This window comes from Hirschia baltica ATCC 49814, assembly GCF_000023785.1.
In the GTDB taxonomy this organism is placed as follows: Bacteria; Pseudomonadota; Alphaproteobacteria; order Caulobacterales; family Hyphomonadaceae; genus Hirschia; species Hirschia baltica.
Genome location: NC_012982.1, coordinates 2,695,643 through 2,711,943, shown reverse-complemented (window position 1 = coordinate 2,711,943; position 16,301 = coordinate 2,695,643). Strand labels below are relative to the sequence as shown.

General features: G+C 43.7%; 13 protein-coding genes. 4 read left to right on the top strand and 9 right to left on the bottom strand.

Annotation, left to right across the window (positions count from 1 at the left end; translation table 11 throughout):
- Positions 1 to 18: 18 nt before the first annotated feature.
- The gene (gene ald / locus HBAL_RS12705) at positions 19 to 1,104 is read right to left on the bottom strand and encodes an alanine dehydrogenase (protein ID WP_015828348.1); all 1,086 of its coding nucleotides are present in this window, start codon (positions 1,102 to 1,104) and stop codon (positions 19 to 21) included.
- Between the two features lie 129 nt (positions 1,105 to 1,233).
- Between ald and HBAL_RS12700 the strand changes: the two genes are divergently transcribed.
- Complete coding sequence (locus HBAL_RS12700) at positions 1,234 to 1,707, top strand: Lrp/AsnC family transcriptional regulator (protein WP_015828347.1); 474 nt, start codon at positions 1,234 to 1,236, stop codon at positions 1,705 to 1,707.
- Here HBAL_RS12700 and HBAL_RS12695 read toward each other — a convergent pair.
- The 4 genes from HBAL_RS12695 to HBAL_RS12680 form a co-directional block, all read right to left on the bottom strand.
- Positions 1,704 to 2,996 (bottom strand): serine hydrolase domain-containing protein, encoded by a 1,293-nt coding sequence (locus HBAL_RS12695; protein WP_015828346.1) that lies wholly within the window; start codon positions 2,994 to 2,996, stop codon positions 1,704 to 1,706. The two genes, HBAL_RS12700 and HBAL_RS12695, sit on opposite strands and share 4 nt — an antisense overlap.
- A 43-nt stretch (positions 2,997 to 3,039) precedes the next feature.
- Positions 3,040 to 4,488 (bottom strand): NAD-dependent succinate-semialdehyde dehydrogenase, encoded by a 1,449-nt coding sequence (locus tag HBAL_RS12690; RefSeq protein WP_015828345.1) that lies wholly within the window; start codon positions 4,486 to 4,488, stop codon positions 3,040 to 3,042.
- A gap of 11 nt (positions 4,489 to 4,499) precedes the next feature.
- A complete protein-coding gene (locus tag HBAL_RS12685; protein ID WP_015828344.1) occupies positions 4,500 to 5,873 on the bottom strand; it encodes an aspartate aminotransferase family protein in 1,374 nt (457 codons plus the stop codon).
- Between the two features lie 94 nt (positions 5,874 to 5,967).
- Entirely contained in the window at positions 5,968 to 6,615 is a 648-nt protein-coding gene (locus tag HBAL_RS12680; RefSeq protein ID WP_015828343.1) for an FMN-binding negative transcriptional regulator, read from the bottom strand.
- Positions 6,616 to 6,829: 214 nt separating this feature from the next.
- On the opposite strand from HBAL_RS12680, the gene HBAL_RS12675 reads away from it, so the two are divergent.
- Positions 6,830 to 8,002, top strand: coding sequence for a serine hydrolase domain-containing protein (locus HBAL_RS12675; protein ID WP_015828342.1), 1,173 nt, complete (start codon positions 6,830 to 6,832; stop codon positions 8,000 to 8,002).
- Between the two features lie 26 nt (positions 8,003 to 8,028).
- On the opposite strand, the gene HBAL_RS12670 is transcribed toward HBAL_RS12675, so the two are convergent.
- On the bottom strand, positions 8,029 to 9,003 hold the full coding sequence (locus HBAL_RS12670) for a LysR substrate-binding domain-containing protein (protein ID WP_015828341.1): 975 nt from the start codon (positions 9,001 to 9,003) through the stop codon (positions 8,029 to 8,031).
- A 358-nt stretch (positions 9,004 to 9,361) separates the two neighbouring features.
- On the opposite strand from HBAL_RS12670, the gene HBAL_RS12665 reads away from it, so the two are divergent.
- On the top strand, positions 9,362 to 10,738 hold the full coding sequence (locus HBAL_RS12665) for a peptide MFS transporter (RefSeq protein ID WP_015828339.1): 1,377 nt from the start codon (positions 9,362 to 9,364) through the stop codon (positions 10,736 to 10,738).
- A gap of 60 nt (positions 10,739 to 10,798) precedes the next feature.
- Entirely contained in the window at positions 10,799 to 11,245 is a 447-nt protein-coding gene (locus HBAL_RS12660; RefSeq protein ID WP_015828338.1) for a hypothetical protein, read from the top strand.
- Between the two features lie 376 nt (positions 11,246 to 11,621).
- Here the strand turns inward: HBAL_RS12660 and HBAL_RS12655 are convergent, their stop codons facing one another.
- The 3 genes from HBAL_RS12655 to HBAL_RS12645 all read right to left on the bottom strand — a co-directional run bounded on the left by HBAL_RS12655 (position 11,622) and on the right by HBAL_RS12645 (position 16,279).
- Positions 11,622 to 13,772, bottom strand: coding sequence for a TonB-dependent receptor (locus tag HBAL_RS12655; RefSeq protein ID WP_015828337.1), 2,151 nt, complete (start codon positions 13,770 to 13,772; stop codon positions 11,622 to 11,624).
- Between the two features lie 91 nt (positions 13,773 to 13,863).
- Entirely contained in the window at positions 13,864 to 15,099 is a 1,236-nt protein-coding gene (locus HBAL_RS12650; protein ID WP_015828336.1) for a CaiB/BaiF CoA transferase family protein, read from the bottom strand.
- A gap of 1 nt (position 15,100) precedes the next feature.
- On the bottom strand, positions 15,101 to 16,279 hold the full coding sequence (locus HBAL_RS12645) for an acyl-CoA dehydrogenase (protein ID WP_015828335.1): 1,179 nt from the start codon (positions 16,277 to 16,279) through the stop codon (positions 15,101 to 15,103).
- Positions 16,280 to 16,301 lie beyond the last annotated feature (22 nt).

The window sequence follows — 16,301 nt, the reverse complement described above, 5'->3', positions numbered from 1 at the left end:
AGATTTATCTCATAAAATTTAGTCTGTTAGAGCTTCGATTACTGCGGGATGTGTCAGCTTGCCATTGCTTACATTCACACCATTGGCAAGGTGCGCATCAGCTTCGATTGCGGCTTGTGGACCATTCTCTACCAACTTCAAAATGTAAGGTAGGGTCGCATTTGTCAGTGCGAGTGTTGATGTCTTTGGAACACCGCCTGGCATGTTTGCAACACAATAGTGAATAACACCATCAACTTCATATGTTGGATTGTCATGCGTTGTTGGTTTAGATGTTTCAAAACAACCTCCTTGGTCGATTGAAATATCAACAAGCACAGATCCTGGTTTCATCAATTTTAGATCTTCACGACTGATGACGCGAGGCGCTGCAGCCCCAGGAAGTAGAACCGCACCAATAACGAGATCAGCATTGGCAATCGCTTCTTGAACAGCAAGTGGGGTTGAGTAACAAATTGTGACTTTATCACCGTAAACGCGGTCGAGTTCTGCGATTTTTTCAAGGGAACGTTCAAAAACAATAATATTTGCGCGTGCACCCATCGCCATTTGCAGGGCGTTTTCACCCGAAACACCGCCACCGATAATAACAATATTGGCTGGTGCGACACCCGGAACACCTCCCAGAAGTAGGCCGGAACCACCATTGGATTTTTGAAGAGCAGTCGCGCCAACTTGCACAGATAAACGGCCAGCAACTTCACTCATGGGTTGAAGAAGGGGTAGGTGACCTTTCGGGGAAGTGATCGTTTCATATGCAATAGCTAGACAACCAGATGCGCACAAAGCTTCGGCTTGAGGTTTATCTGCTGCAAGATGCAGATATGTGAAAATTGTCTGCTCTTTGCGGAGCATTGCGCACTCGTTTAATTGTGGTTCTTTGACTTTGATGATCAATTCAGATTTTGCAAATACTTCTTCGGCAGTTGGTAGGATTTCTGCACCTGAAAGTGAATAGTCTTCGTCTGTAAAACCAACACCATTACCGGCATTTGTTTCGACAAAAACAATGTGTCCGCGAGACACTAATTCTTTGACTCCTGCCGGTGTCATACCAACACGAAATTCTTTGGTTTTGATTTCTTTTGGGATCCCAACAAACATATGATTTTCTCCTATATGATAGGCTTATTTTATCCTGAAATAAGAGATAAGAGTTAGAAAAATAGTAGTAATTACAGGGTTTTGTGTGTATAATTTTTCCGTAAACCTAGCTTTTGGGAGATTATTTATATGGACAGCTTTGATGTTAAAATTCTTGCCTGTTTACAGGAGGATTCACGGGCATCTTTTCAAGAAATTGGTGCACGCGTAGGTCTTTCTATGTCTGCTTGTCATAAGAGGTCTCGAGCATTGGAAGAGCGGGGGGTAATCCAACGATATGTGGCTATATTGTCTGAAGAAAAAGTGGGGTTGCCGACAAGTGTTTTCGTCTCAGTAGAACTAAAAGATCAAGCCGAGGCGACACTGCATGATTTTGAAAAAGCAGTGATCAAATCTGACCAAGTGCTTGAGTGTAATTTGATGTCTGGCGATAGCGATTATTTGCTACGCGTTTTGTGCAATGGCGTGGAAGGATATGAGGCGTTTCACAGGTCGTTTTTAACTAAACTTCCAGGTGTAAAACGCCTCCAGTCGAGGTTTGGTTTGCGCACAGTGTGCCGCCGCAACCAAATACCTGTTAGTGCCGGTTTAGCACCGTATTAGTCAGTGCTTTCCAAAATAGATGAAGCATCTAATTCAGTTGATGCTGCCTCTATTGAGGGGGCTGCGTCTGTAGATAGGTGACGCGCTATTGCTTGGAATACTGCCAGAGCCTCAACATTCATCCATCCGCCATCTATTAGATAATTTTTATAAGCAGATGTTTTAGCAATTACGACATTTCTACTTGGATTGATGTAGATATACTGACCATAAATACCTATGGCTGAAAAATCATCGCCATCCCAATCATTGGGGATCCACCATTGATATTTGTATCCAAACCGAGGGTAGGAATCTGCCGTGGCACTCAATGGCATTAAGTGTTCTTTATCCGGTGTCGTCGCTTTCTTTACCCATTCGGATGAAACAACGCTTTCGCCTTTGTAATTTACGCCTTGGTTGAGCATCAAAACTCCAAAGCGGGCCATATCTCTTAGGCGTATATTCAAGCCACCATAAAACAGTCCTGTTCCTACGGTATCTTGTAGAAGGTATGCATCGCCTTCAGCGCCGAGTTTGTCCCAGATTTTTTCTTTGAAGTAAGTTTTGAAGTCCTGTTTGGTTGCGGCTTCTACGACCATTCCGAGAACTTGTGTATCTATGCTGGCATAGCGTGTGTCTGTGCCTGGCTCTATTTCACGAGGAACTTTCGCAGTAAATTCATTTAGAGAACCCGTGCGTACCGCAACAATGGACTGTACTAGATCAGAGTTTAGATCGCCATAATCTTCATTCCAGCGCACACCTGATGACATTTCCAAGACTTGTTCAATCGTAACACCATCATATGCACTGCCGACTAAGTCAGGCACATATTTGACAACTTGGTCATTGACGGAGTCGATAAAGCCTTCTTCCAGCGCGATACCAAGAAGGGTGGATACAAAGGACTTGGTGACAGACATCTGAATGGCATTGGATGTGGCATCATTGCCAAGTCCGTACTCTTCGTGAACAATTTGATCGCCTTGCAGGACGGTGAAACCTGTTGTTTCTGTGCGAGAGATAAATTCACCAACGGTACTTTTTACATCGTTGTAGACATAAGGAATTGATAGAATGTCGTCTCTAAGGTCTGTTTTTAGAACAAACGTATCTTCTGGAGCGTCTATTTTTTGAGAAGGGTAACGCTCATGCATGGAACGAAAATTGGATTGGATTTTATCCGCTTCAAATGAAGCAGCATATTCTTTTACCGCTATGATCTCTTTGATCTTTTTTTGAAAGATCAATCCTAAAACGGCAAGGATTATAATTACACCGAGAAATATTTTGCCAAATAGTTTCATTGCATTCTGCCCTTGCCGCTAAAGATATGTGTTTGAAGGAAGCCTAAGCTATTCCACCCATAGAAATGTATTTAATCTCAAGATAGTCATCGAGCCCATATTTAGAGCCTTCTCGCCCCATGCCAGACTCTTTAATGCCGCCAAATGGAGCTGCTTCACTGGAAATCAAACCTTGGTTTAGACCCACCATGCCTGTTTCTAGTTTTTCAGATACGCGCCAAGCACGTGCGAGATCTTTGGTCCAGAAATAAGAAGCCAATCCATATTGGGTTGAGTTGGCGATTGTGATCGCTTCTTCTTCTGTTTCAAATGAAAAGATAGGTGCGACAGGTCCAAATATCTCTTCACTGGAAATGTCCATTTCATTGGTGACGTTGGATATCATCGTTGGCGCAATGAAATTACCTTCCGGGAGGGAGGTGTGCAAACGTGTGACTTCTGCACCTTTGTCCTCGGCATCTTTGATCAAACGGCTCACTTTTTCAAAAGCTTTTTGATTTATGACTGGTCCAAGGCTTGTTTCAGTTGAAAGACCATTTCCAATTTGAAGTTTGGCGATTGCAGATTTGAATTTTTCCACGAATGTTTCGTAAACACCTGACTGAACAAGAATACGGTTGGCACATACGCATGTCTGACCAGAATTGCGGAATTTTGATATCATTGCTGCGCTTACCGCGCCATCAATGTCGGCATCGTTGAATACGATAAAAGGCGCGTTACCTCCAAGTTCTAGAGACAACTTTTTCAGTGTATCCGCGCTTTGACGCATGAGGAGTTTTCCAACTTGCGTAGAGCCTGTGAAGGAAATCTTACGGATGTCTTCATGCGAGGTTAGGACTTCACCAATTTCAGCACCGTGGCTGGATGTAACAATCTGGAAGATATCTTCAGGTATCCCAGCTTCGCTCGCAAGTATGCGCAGAGCAATTGCAGAAAGAGGGGTGTCTTCTGAGGGTTTTAAGATAATTGAACACCCAGCCGCCAATGCGGGAGCGACTTTGCGTGTGATCATCGCATTGGGGAAGTTCCAAGGCGTTATAGCTCCTACAACACCTATCGGTTGTTTTATCACCAATAAGCGTTTGTCCGGCATGTTTGGTGGAACAATGTCACCATACGCACGCTTACCTTCTTCAGCAAACCACTCAATAAAACTTGCGCCAAAACCTATCTCACCTTTGGCTTCCGCAATCGGTTTTCCTTGTTCTAAGGTCAATAATTCGCCGAGTGCATCTTGGTTTTGTAGGATAAGCGCATGCCATTTTTTCAAGATGTTTGCGCGTTGTTGGGCTGTGAGCGCTGCCCAATCAGGTTGGGCAGCTTTTGCTCGCTTTATGAAGGCTCTGGTGATATCTGCGGTGCACTCAGGCACCACAGTAATTTCTTCACCAGTGGCAGGATTGCGGACTGGAAAGTTCGCTTCAGTTTTGTTTGTTTCGCAATAAGAATTAATTTGCGTCAACAACTCACTTGTCTGTTGGCTAATCATTACGCCGTCCCTTATCGCAAACCGAAATAGGCTTCAGTTTCTGTCAAAGCGGCATCTGCTTTTTCTAGAAATTCAGTGATTTCAGATGGCGTGATGACAAGCGGAGGACAAACAACCATAGTGCGGTCTACAGCACGCATTATCAGTCCATGTTTAATGGCAATGTCACGGCAAATATTGGCTGCTTGCTCTTCAACTTCAAACTGAACTTTATCAGCCGCATTCTTCATGAGTTGGATTCCGGCTAGTAGTCCTTGTCCTCTCACTTCACCAATAATGGAGTGATTTTTTGAAAGGGATTTTAAGCCTTCACGGAAAGCTGGCACAGCTTCGCTCGCAACACGGTCTATAATTTTTTCATCCTGTAAAATTTGGATGTTTTTTAGGGCAACTGCACACGAAACTGGGTGGCCTGAATAGGTGTATCCATTCGCAAGAACACCTGAATAGTGCAATGCTTCATACACGTCGTCGCTAAACCCAATGGCAGAGATAGGCATGTATCCTGAGGACAAACCTTTCGCCATGGTCATGATGTCCGGCTTGATGCCATAGAAATTTTGACCAAACCATGTGCCGAGACGTCCAAAGCCACAGATAACCTCATCACAGACAAGAAGTATGTTGTATTTCGTGCAAATCTCTTGAATGCGTGGCCAATAGTTTGCTGGAGGGTCGATAACGCCTCCGGCACCCTGTACGGGTTCACCGAAAAACGCACCGACTTTGTCTGCGCCGATTTCTAGTATTTTTTCTTCCAATTGATTGGCTGCATACAGACCAAATTCTTCTTCAGTCATGCCATTACCATGCATATAGTAATGCGGTTCTAGAATGTGCTCAAACTCAGGTAGGTAATTACCACCTAGTTTTTTCATAGCGCCCATTCCACTTAAACTGGTCGCAGCAATCGTGCTCCCATGATAACCTAAATTGCGCCCGATAATTGTGCGCTTTTCAGGTTTTCCTTTTTGGTCCCAATATAATCGAATGAATTTGATGATAGAGTCATTCGCTTCTGAGCCTGAATTGGCGTAGAAAAAATGGTTGATATGCTCTGGCGTTACCTCAGATAATTTATTCGCCAATTCTATTTGAGGTGGAGATGAACACTGGAAAAATGTGTTGTAGTAGGGGAGCTCATCCATTTGGCGCGCGGCCACTTCTGTGAGATCTTTACGGCCATAACCAACATTGACGCACCACAAACCGGCCATTCCATCAAGGATTTTATTCCCATCAGAATCCCACAAGTGGCTCCCTTCACCTTTTACTATAACTTTTACCCCATTTTCTTTTAGTGATTTGTGATCACAAAATGGGTGTACGTGATGGGCCGCATCTAGGGCTTGCCACTCTTCTGTCGTTTTATTGGAACGGAGCATTGTAAGCATCCTTTTTATCAAGAATAATTTTCAACGACCGTGCGACTGAAACAGCAAGTGTTCAAGTTGATTTTAGCGGTTCGGGTGGTGTAAATTAATCACCACCTGATGGTGCGTTCATTTGCGCTTCAATCAAAGATGCGACGTCAAGGTCACCATATTGGTTGCGGGCTCGAAGACCTTCAATGACACTATGGCGATCTACAATTGTCTGCATTTGGCTGAGTCTAGATATTGCTTGAATGCGCTCGACGACTATTTCAAAGGATATGATACGGGGTAGCAAGCTTTCCACTTTTCCTTCTGGTGCTTTTTCCATTGTCCAAGGGGGCTCTTTATATCTTTCTACATGAGCAATTGTTTTGGTTAGAACATCTAAGTGTTGATCATGGTCGTCAAAAATGTTTATCGCACCATTTATATGGACGCTTTGATAATCCCAGGTAGGAACAGTTTTTCTTTCTTTATACCAATCGGGAGAAATATATGCGTTTGGGCTGCTGAAAATAGCTAAAATATTCTGTCCTGATTGCATGAATGTGGATTGGTGATTTGCCTTAGCCATGTGGCCTATAAGTATGAGGTCATCAGAATTCCCGCGAGTGTCATCGATAATTATCGGTGATGCGGTTGCCATTATACCATCATTATTTGAGCATATTAACTGTGCTAACGGAAAGTTCCGAATAACCTCTAGAGGTGCATCATTCTGAAAAATATCAGGTACGAATAGTTCCGGCATATTTGCTATAAACTTTCTGGCTAAGCTGAAGTTGCAACAATTTGATTGTGATCAGATTTCAAAAAATTAGCACATATTTACAGACGCGAATTTTGGAAGGGTCGGTGCAAATTAAGCACCGGCGAACAATCCTTTTGCACCTGAAATTTTGCTGATGTGAAATGTAGGCTGATAGAAATTTAGAATTGCAAGTCAGAAATGTTCCGAGATGAGAATGATAAAGCCAGAACGTGAAACTCAGCCAAAGCTCTCTAATGCGTTAGTTGCAGAACCACTCGGAGATATTGTCAATCTCTATGCGGGTAAGATGATGCCCAATTTGCAAGCGTCAACGTTTCGCAATTCCCACAAGATTTTCCCGACACGCAAGATTCCTATGGGTAAAAAGAAGATTTTAAAGGAATCTTTGCAGCCTGCCGAAGCGTTAGAGTTTCAGTTGAATAGCTCTCAAAACGATATTTTTGACTATATTTCGAAAAACAGAGTTGCTGGACTGTTAGTATACTCTCAAGGCAAAGTTGTGTGCGAGCACTATGAGAGTGGAAATACTGCGGATTCTCTGTGGGTATCCATGTCAATGGCTAAATCTGTTGCAACAACTCTTGTGGGTGTTGCTATTAAGGACGGCTTTATAAAGAACGTAGATGAGCAGCTCGTTGAATATCTTCCTGAACTAAAAGGTAGTGCATATGATGGCGTTAGTATCCGTCATTTGATGCAAATGACATCTGGCGTTGCTTGGAATGATCAGCACACAGACCCAAATTCGGATAGGCGGATTATGTTGGATTATCAGGTGGAGCAAAAGCCTGGTTTGATAATGGATTATATCTGCAAGACGAAGCGACAGCATGAACCCGGCACGCATTTCAATTATAGTTTTGCAGACACTTTTGTTGTTGGGGCATTGCTGAAAGCTGCAACAGGAGAGTGGTTGTCTGACTATTTGTCGCGTCGTATCTGGATTCCAATGGGTATGGAAAAAGAGGGTATGTGGTGGCTTGACTCTGTCGATGGTTTAGAGGTGGCTGGGTGTGGGATCTGTGCGACTTTACGAGATTTTTCTCGACTTGGAATTTATATGTTGCAGGATGGGAAAATAAATGGAGAGCCGACATTACCGGAAAATTGGATCGCTGAATCCACGTCTCCTCGGACGGTTGGTGGAGAGACACTAAACTACGGATATATGTGGTGGCCGGTGCCAGACGAAAGCGGAAGTTTCAAAGAAAAAGCATTCAGTGCAAGGGGTATTTTTGGCCAATATATTTATATAAACCCGACGCGCCAGCTGATCATTTCGGTTGCGAGCGCACGCTCGAAACCGATGCATTCGGAAGCTATTTTGGACAATGATTTTTTCAATGCACTTAAGAATAATTTTTAGTGCATTTTAAAGTTTGAGGTGTTGCTCTATTTGGGCGTGTAGAGCGGCAATTCCTTGCGGATCGTGCGGTGCATCCAGTTTCGAAAACGTCGCAAAACTGGTTCGTTCCAGCGATCTTTTCGTGCAATCATGACATAGCTGGCTGTTCGTGTTGGGAAATTGGGATTGTCTTTTCCAATTTCAATCAACTCACCGCGTTCGATAAAGCGCGACGCAACCAGCGGGTTTGTTAAAACTATACCTTGGCCGTGGCGTGCGGCATCCAACGTCAAATCTCCCTGCCAGAGTTTTATTCCCTTTAGAGTATTGTCGCACGGTACATTGTGAGATTTTAGCCATGTCTCCCAAGTCGATGTTGAGCGCTCATGTAGCAGGTGGTGTTCTAATAAATGGGCCGGCGTTTCTATCTCCGTGAGAGATTCCAAATATTTGCGATTGGCGACGGGTATAATTGGTAAAACCGCGAGTGGAACTGCTTGTAAGTGGTCGGCAAGCACTTCTTGTTCGCCATAATTGCGTTGCACGCGAATATCAGCATCAGCTTCATGTGATAGAAAATCAGGGGAATCGACTGATGGACGCAGTTGTAAGTCGACGTCACTATTTGTTGTTTCCATTGAAGACAGATGAAGAGAAAGCCAGTTTGTTGCAAATCCTGGAATGCACCAGATATTTAATTGATGGTGGGTTCCTGAATATAACAAATCTAAAGATGCGTGAGAAATGCTGTCGAGTGCTTTGGAAACAGCTAAATGGTATTTTTGACCTTCTTCTGTCAAAGAGGTTCCTGCTGTTGATCTTTCAATAAGTGGCACGCCCGCCCATTTTTCTATTGATCGCAGGTGGCGACTTAACACAGCATGGTCACGTTCGAGCCAATTGGCGGCTTTGCGAATTCCGCCCAATCTAGCGACAGCATCGAAAGCTCGTAAGGCTTCAAAGGGGGGGAGTGACTTTCTGGAAGGGGGGAGGTTAGAATTAAATTTTGAAGGGTTTTCCATTTTTTACCTTTGATGGCGGCCTCTCTTTTTAAATCCCAACCAAGCCACATAATGAAATCTACAAGTGCGAATGTTTCTCTAGAAATTTGAATCTTGCAAGAGTGTTGTCGGCAAATAGCTTATCCAGATTAAATTAGACGAAGAGCTTGGTTGTTATGCTAGCTGATTAGACAGCTGTGCATATATTCAAGCTGATAATTTAGTTCGAATTGAATTGTGTTACCAGAATGGCCATTCTGTCTAGGTACTAACATAATACTGAGTGGTGACATTTGCGCACCTCCGAGCGTTTAATTAGCGGCTATTTGATGTTGGCTTCGTATGATTGCCTTTGATAAACTATACTTAAGAGGGGCTCATGCAGCTTGAACCGGAAACGAACATAAAAAATGCCGTGCAAAACGCAGATGGTACGGCATTTATCGGTCACCCAAAGGGCTTGGGTTTTATTGTCTTTACAGAAGCGTGGGAACGTTTCTCATTTTACGGAATGCAGGCGTTGCTCGTGCTTTACATGGCGACGCACCTGTTCTTGCCCGAGCACTCTGGCAATGTTGCCGGTTTTGGTGCTTTTCAGTCTTTTCTTGAGTCTATATTTGGACCGATGTCTACTCAGGCTTTGGCCTCTCAGACCTTCGGTATATATGTTGGGTTAGTTTATTTTTCTCCTGTAATCGGTGGGTATCTAGGAGATAGATTTATCGGTCAGCATGCCGCAGTCATGATTGGTGCAATGCTGATGGCTATAGGGCATTTCCTTATGGCCTTTGAAGTCTCTTTCCTTGTTGCTTTATTGTTTCTCATTGCCGGATCGGGTTTCCTTAAAGGAAATCTCGCTGCGCAAGTTGGGCAATTGTACGAAGCCTCAGATCAGAGGCGTGATGCAGGATACACGATTTACAATTTTAGCATAAATGTGGGGGCGGCCATTGCGCCTCTCGTTTGTGGGACATTGGGCGAACTTTATGGCTGGCATTATGGTTTTGGTATAGCTGGAATTGGGATGCTGGTAGGGCTTGCAATTTATGTTGCCGGTAGCCGCCATTTGCCGAAAAGCAAAATTACTTCCGAAACTATAGCCGCACGTAAATTGAAAAAGGAAGATTTTGCACCAATCTTTGTTATTCTGATTATGTTGGCCATCACGTCATTATATTGGACGGCGCAGGCGCAAGTTTGGAATGTTTATCCGCTCTGGATCAAAGACGAAGTCAATCGGCTTATTTTCGGTTTTGAAGTTCCAGTAACTTGGTTCCAGTCTCTTGATTTTATGTTCGTCTTAGCAGCTGCACCTCTTGTTTTGTGGTTTTGGCGCCGACAGAATAAACTGGGCAATGAGCCTCAGGATTCGATTAAAATTGCAATTGGGTGTTTGATTTTTGGCTTAGCCTTTATGATGCTTGTGATTGGTGAGATGACAAGTTCGGATGCCGGCATTCACATGTTCTGGCCGTTTATATTTCACTGTATTTGTGGAACTGGATTTTTGTATATTGGACCAGTTGCTATGTCCTTTATCTCGCGTGTGGCACCAGCGTCCGTTAATTCGATGATGATCGGATCGTACTATCTTGCTATATTTATCGGTGGTTTCGGGTCCGGTTGGCTAGGTCAACTTTATGAAACAATGGCACCTCAGTGGTTTTGGCTGATACATGGTGGGATTGTTTCATCTGGAGCAGTGCTGATTGTATTATTAAAACCCTTTATGGATAAAATGGCTCGAGCTGAATAAATTTTTGGGTGCTCGTGCCTTTGCTAATTTTGCAAATGTTTCTTGAGGGCACGATCCGCAATGAACAGTAATTCAACGTTTCTAGTGGGGGTGCTTCTGGCTGTTGGTGGAAGTGCGCTCGCTGGGGGTGTGTTCATGCTAAAAGGTGAAAGATCCACGCCTGAAAATGCTGTGACGCATTTGAAGGAATACCGGTTAATTGACGTTATGCATGAGCTGCAAACTCATTCAACAAAACTATATTTTGCAGGGATTGCAGAAAATGGTGAGTTGGCGTCATGGTATAATTGGAAAATCCAACAGTCATTAAGTAACATTAAAGAAGGTCGAACTGAGCCATATGCTTATAATGGTTGGGACGCAATTGAGTTAGCAACTATGCTCGATATACCTATCAAAGAGATTGATGAGGTCATCGATAGTGGGCAGTGGAGTCGTTTTGAAGACGCTTACGATTTTCTGATGGACACTTGTAATGCTTGTCATGCTGCAACGGAGCATAGCTAAGTTGTCGTTCGGGCACCAAGAGGGCAGGCAGCGCCCTTAAATCAAAAATTTGATATCGAGAATTAGAGCGGTCGACTTTCAATCGCTTTATCAACCGATATGCGCCAACTGAATAATCTTACATTGCTAGGCCTTTGATTCATTCTTCGTCATTTGGAATGAAAAGCCAAGTTGTTGCTGAGAGTAGTGGAGTCAACAAGTTATGTGCTTTATCTTACGGGCTTTAATGCACTGACGATAAGAGCGACTACATGGAATAGCATGGTTTTTTGTAGGCTAGATCGTATCAAATCACATTTGTAATCTAAACATAAAAGAAGCCCGGCTAAGTTGAATAGCCGGACTTCCTTAGTATGCAACTGCTAATGAAGGGAGTTTAGAAGTTGTACTTAGCTTTCAAACCTATAACGCGAGGTTGAGTTCTGTTTGCGTTGGCCCAACCTTGATATGGATCAATTGATACATTTTCATCGGTTAGATTTGTTGCAAAAATTTCCAAATCAAACGCGTTCAGTGTGACCCCAACGCGAGCATTTAAAAGGCTCAAACTATCTGATGCTTGAGGTAGAACAGATTCGAAGAAACTAGAACGATCGATATAGGTAACTTCGTCTCTGTAGTTGTAGTCTATGCGGGCGAAACCTGGAATGTCAGGAGCCAGGTTAAAGTCGTAGTTTATACCGATAGTCGCACTTAGTTCTGGTGTGTAATCGGTGGCATCCCCAACATTATTGACTTGGTCTGTTGCGTCTGTTGCTACGATTTCACTGTTTAAATAAGCCGCATTTAAGCTAATAGTCAGTGGCTCTATTGGTTTAACCGCAATTCCACCTTCAACACCAAAAATCTCTACCTCACCAATGTTACTAGATTCTCCTAGAAGTTGACCATCCACAAGGACGAGGCGTCTTCTGATCATATCTTGGTATTGAGTGAAGAAAGTCGCTATGTCGAATTGAATTTTACCGTCAGCAGCTGCACCCTTAGTACCTATCTCATATGTATAGACTTCTTCAGGGTCGTAGGGATCAAACGGTGCGGCGTTAAATCCACCACTTCTGAAGCCTTTACCGATGCTGGCATATAGGGTTTTCTCATCCGCATATTTGTATGTCATGTACACACGAGGATCAAATGAATCAAATGTAGCAGATTCAGCTACTCCAGTGCCTGGTGCGTATTCAATTAAGCTCGTTTGATCTTCTTCAAAGTAACGAGCACCAACACCGACAGCAAATTTATCGGTAAGGTTCAATTCTACATCTGCAAATATTGAAACGGATTCAGCGGTTGCAGCAGAGCCATAATAAAGGTCGTCATAAAGAACGCCGCCACCTTCATTCAGGTCTCCATTCACAGCATACAGATACTCATAGTCAGCAATCAAAGAGCGCTCTAAGTCTGAATAGAATGCACCAACGGTCCACTCAACCATGCCTTCTGTATCTGACAATCGGATTTCCTGAGAAAAACGACTAGCCTCTACAAAGCGATCATCGTTTCCTTCAACAAACCCATATGAATAATTGCCTTCTCTTGGGATGTAGGAAAATGGATATTGGTGGTCGTGCTCAACTTGTGTTGTTGAAGATGTTAACTCAGCAAAACCAAAATCATATGACATTTCTAAATTGTAGATATCAAAGTCAAATTCTTTCGGGATCATGACTTTGCTACGGTCTGGACCTACATCAACTGTGCGGTCAGCTTCTTCATAACCCATTCCCAACTCAGTTGAGGCGCGATGTGTTTGAACAGTAACTTTAGCGCTAAAGTCGTCTGTTGGAACCCAAAGCAATTTTGCTCGAATATTCGTGAGTTCAGTGCCGTTCCCGTCCTCAATGCCAGCTTCTGGTTGGTCGATCCATCCACCACCATCTTCATATGCAGCAGCTAATCTAAAGGCCAATTTGTTTTCGATGAGGGGAACATTCAATACAAGCTCGCCTGTATAGCCCATTTCTCCATCTGATACGGAATATACTTCGCCTCCGATTGAGCCTTCAACTTTGTTGAGGTTGGGGTCGTTTGTGATGAATCTTACAACACCACCGGCTGCACCAACTCCGTATAGTGTACCTTGTGGCCCTTTAAGCACTTCAACGCGTTCAAAGTCCAAAGCAACTGGAGCTAATTGGTCATATCCACCTAGGGTAAGGGGCATTTCGTCCATATACATGCCGACCAAAGCACCCGAACCTGATTGGTTTGCCAATCCGCGTAGAAAGACAGTGTAGCTTCCTGGACCATCTTCACGCATAGTTAGACCGGGAACAGCAAATGAAAGTTCTTGAATGTCAGTGACACCAAGTTTTTCTAGTTCTTCACCGCCAATAGCTTTGATGGCCATTGGAACATCTATAAGGCGTTCTGCTTTTTTTTGTGCAGTCACAACAACAGTTGAGAGTGTTTTTGTGTTTTCTGCAGTTACTCCGGCTTCCACGTCTTGAGCGTAGGCCATCATTGCTGGACTGTATAAATTGGCTGCTATAACACCCGCAGCAGACCATAGAAGTGATCGTTTCATCTCATATCCCCGATTAACTAATTGATATGAAGATGCTAGTTTCTAAAACAATTTTTGGGGCAGATGTAAAAATTGTGACAAATGGTGCTGTTTAGTCACCATGCTCGCTAAATGACTGTATATCACCGCTCTTCAGCATCTCATTAATTTCTGCATCTGAATAAAGCAACTCTTTTTTGAGCACTTTTTCGGTTGAACTGCCTAAAATGGGAGCAGCATTTCTATACTCAACGGGGGTTCTTGATAGTTTTACAGGATTAGCTGTTGACGGAATAACGCCTAAATTATCATGCAATATGTCAACTTTCATTCCTCTATCGTGCAGTTGAGGGTTATTGAAAATTTCTTCAATTGAGTTCACAGGGCCAATTGGTACACCGCAATGTGCCAGTATTTGCAGCCATTCTTGTGTTGTATGGAGTGATAAAGCGTTGTTCAGCTCTGTTGTTAATGCATCTCTATGTTGAACGCGATCTATATTTTTTTGAAAGCGAATGTCAGAGGTAAGATCCGGTTTGTTAATTGCCATGCATAGATTTTGGAATTGGGTGTCGTTTCCAACTGCGATAACAATGTGACCGTCCTTGGTGTTGAATAGGCTGTAGGGAGCAATACTTGGGTGTGCATTTCCCATGCGTGAGGGAGACTTGCCTGTTGCATGATAGGCTTGTCCTTGGTTTGCTAATGATGCGACAAGGCAATCCAACAAAGCCACATCAATATATTGGCCCATTCCCGACCTTTGTCGTTCAATTATGGCCGCTTGTATCGCGTTAGCCGCATACATACCGGTTAGTATATCAACCAATGCGACGCCCACTTTTGTCGGTTCACCATCTGCTTGGCCCGTTATGCTCATTAATCCACCCATCGCTTGGATAAGTAAATCATAGCCAGGGCTAGTGGCCATGGGGCCAGTCTGCCCAAATCCTGTGATAGAACAGTAGATCAAGCGTGGATTGATTTTCTGTAGCGTCTCGTAATCAAGCCCAAATTTTTTTAAGCCGCCGACTTTGAAGTTTTCAATGAAAACATCACTTTTTTCAGCTAATTGACGTATCAATTTTTGGCCAGTTGAAGTCGACATATCAATGCATACCGAGTCCTTGTTTCGGTTTGCGCTGAGAAAATATGATGCTTCGCGATTTTTACCATCTGCCGAAGTCTGATAGGGCGGGGCCCAGTGGCGTGTATCATCGCCGGATTCTGGGCGCTCGATTTTGATAATCTCAGCACCCAGATCTCCAAGCAATTGTGTGGCCCATGGACCAGCTAGAACACGACTTAAATCAAGGACTTTTAAACCTGATAATGCACCTTTGGTCATTTTAACCAAAAGCCGCAATTCCGGTGATGGCGCGCCCTAAAATAAGAGCGTGCACATCGTGAGTTCCTTCATATGTGTTGACAGCTTCTAGGTTGCACATGTGGCGCATGACATGGAATTCGTCAGAGATTCCATTTCCTCCTAGCATGTCTCGACATTCTCTAGCGATTGCCAATGCTTTACCAGCGCTGTTCCGTTTGATGAGTGAAATAGCGGTAGGAGGGCATTTCTTTTCATCTAGAAGGCGACCAATTTGCAGACATGCGGCCTGACCAATTGAAATCTCAGTCTGCATATCTGCTAGCTTTTTCTGGATGAGTTGGTTTGCAGCAAGCGGGCGACCAAATTGTTGGCGGTCGATTGTGTATTCTCTTGCTGTGCTCCAACATGCTGTGGCTGCGCCGAGTGCGCCCCAAGCGATACCGTATCTAGCTTTATTTAGACATCCAAAGGGGCCTGACAATCCTTTTGCGTTTGGTAGGAGATTGTCTTCAGGCACGAAGACACTGTCCATTACGATTTCACCTGTAATAGATGCTCGTAAGGCTAGTTTGCCTTTGATCTCAGGCGCAGATAGTCCATCCATTCCTTTTTCAAGGACGAAGCCGCGTATTACACCATCCAGTTTTCCCCAGACTACAAATACATCCGCGATGGGGCTGTTGGTGATCCACATCTTTGTGCCATTTAGTTCGTATCCACCATCGACCTTTTTGGCACGTGTCTCCATGGAATTTGGGTCTGATCCATGATTTGGTTCAGTCAATCCAAAACAACCCACAAGGTCACCAGATATTAATCCTGGTAACCATTTCTGCCTTTGTGCTTCTGATCCATAGGTATAAATAGGGTGTATAACGAGAGAAGATTGAACGCTGAGAGCAGAACGATATCCAGAATCTACCGCTTCAACTTCGTGGGCAATTAATCCGTATGCAACATGGCTGGCTTCGGCACCGCCATATTCTGAAGGTATGGTGGCTCCCAATAAGCCCAATGCGCCCATTTCAGACATGATGTGCCGATCAAATTTACCTTCTCTATTTGCTTCAACAATACCGGGAAGCAATTTATCCTGCGCATATTTATGAGCAGTGTCACGGATCATTTTTTCATCTTCTGTGAATTGTCCGTTAAGTGAAAGCGGATCAGTCCAATCGAATTCTGGAACACTTGGCATACTATACTCCCTAAATTTTATG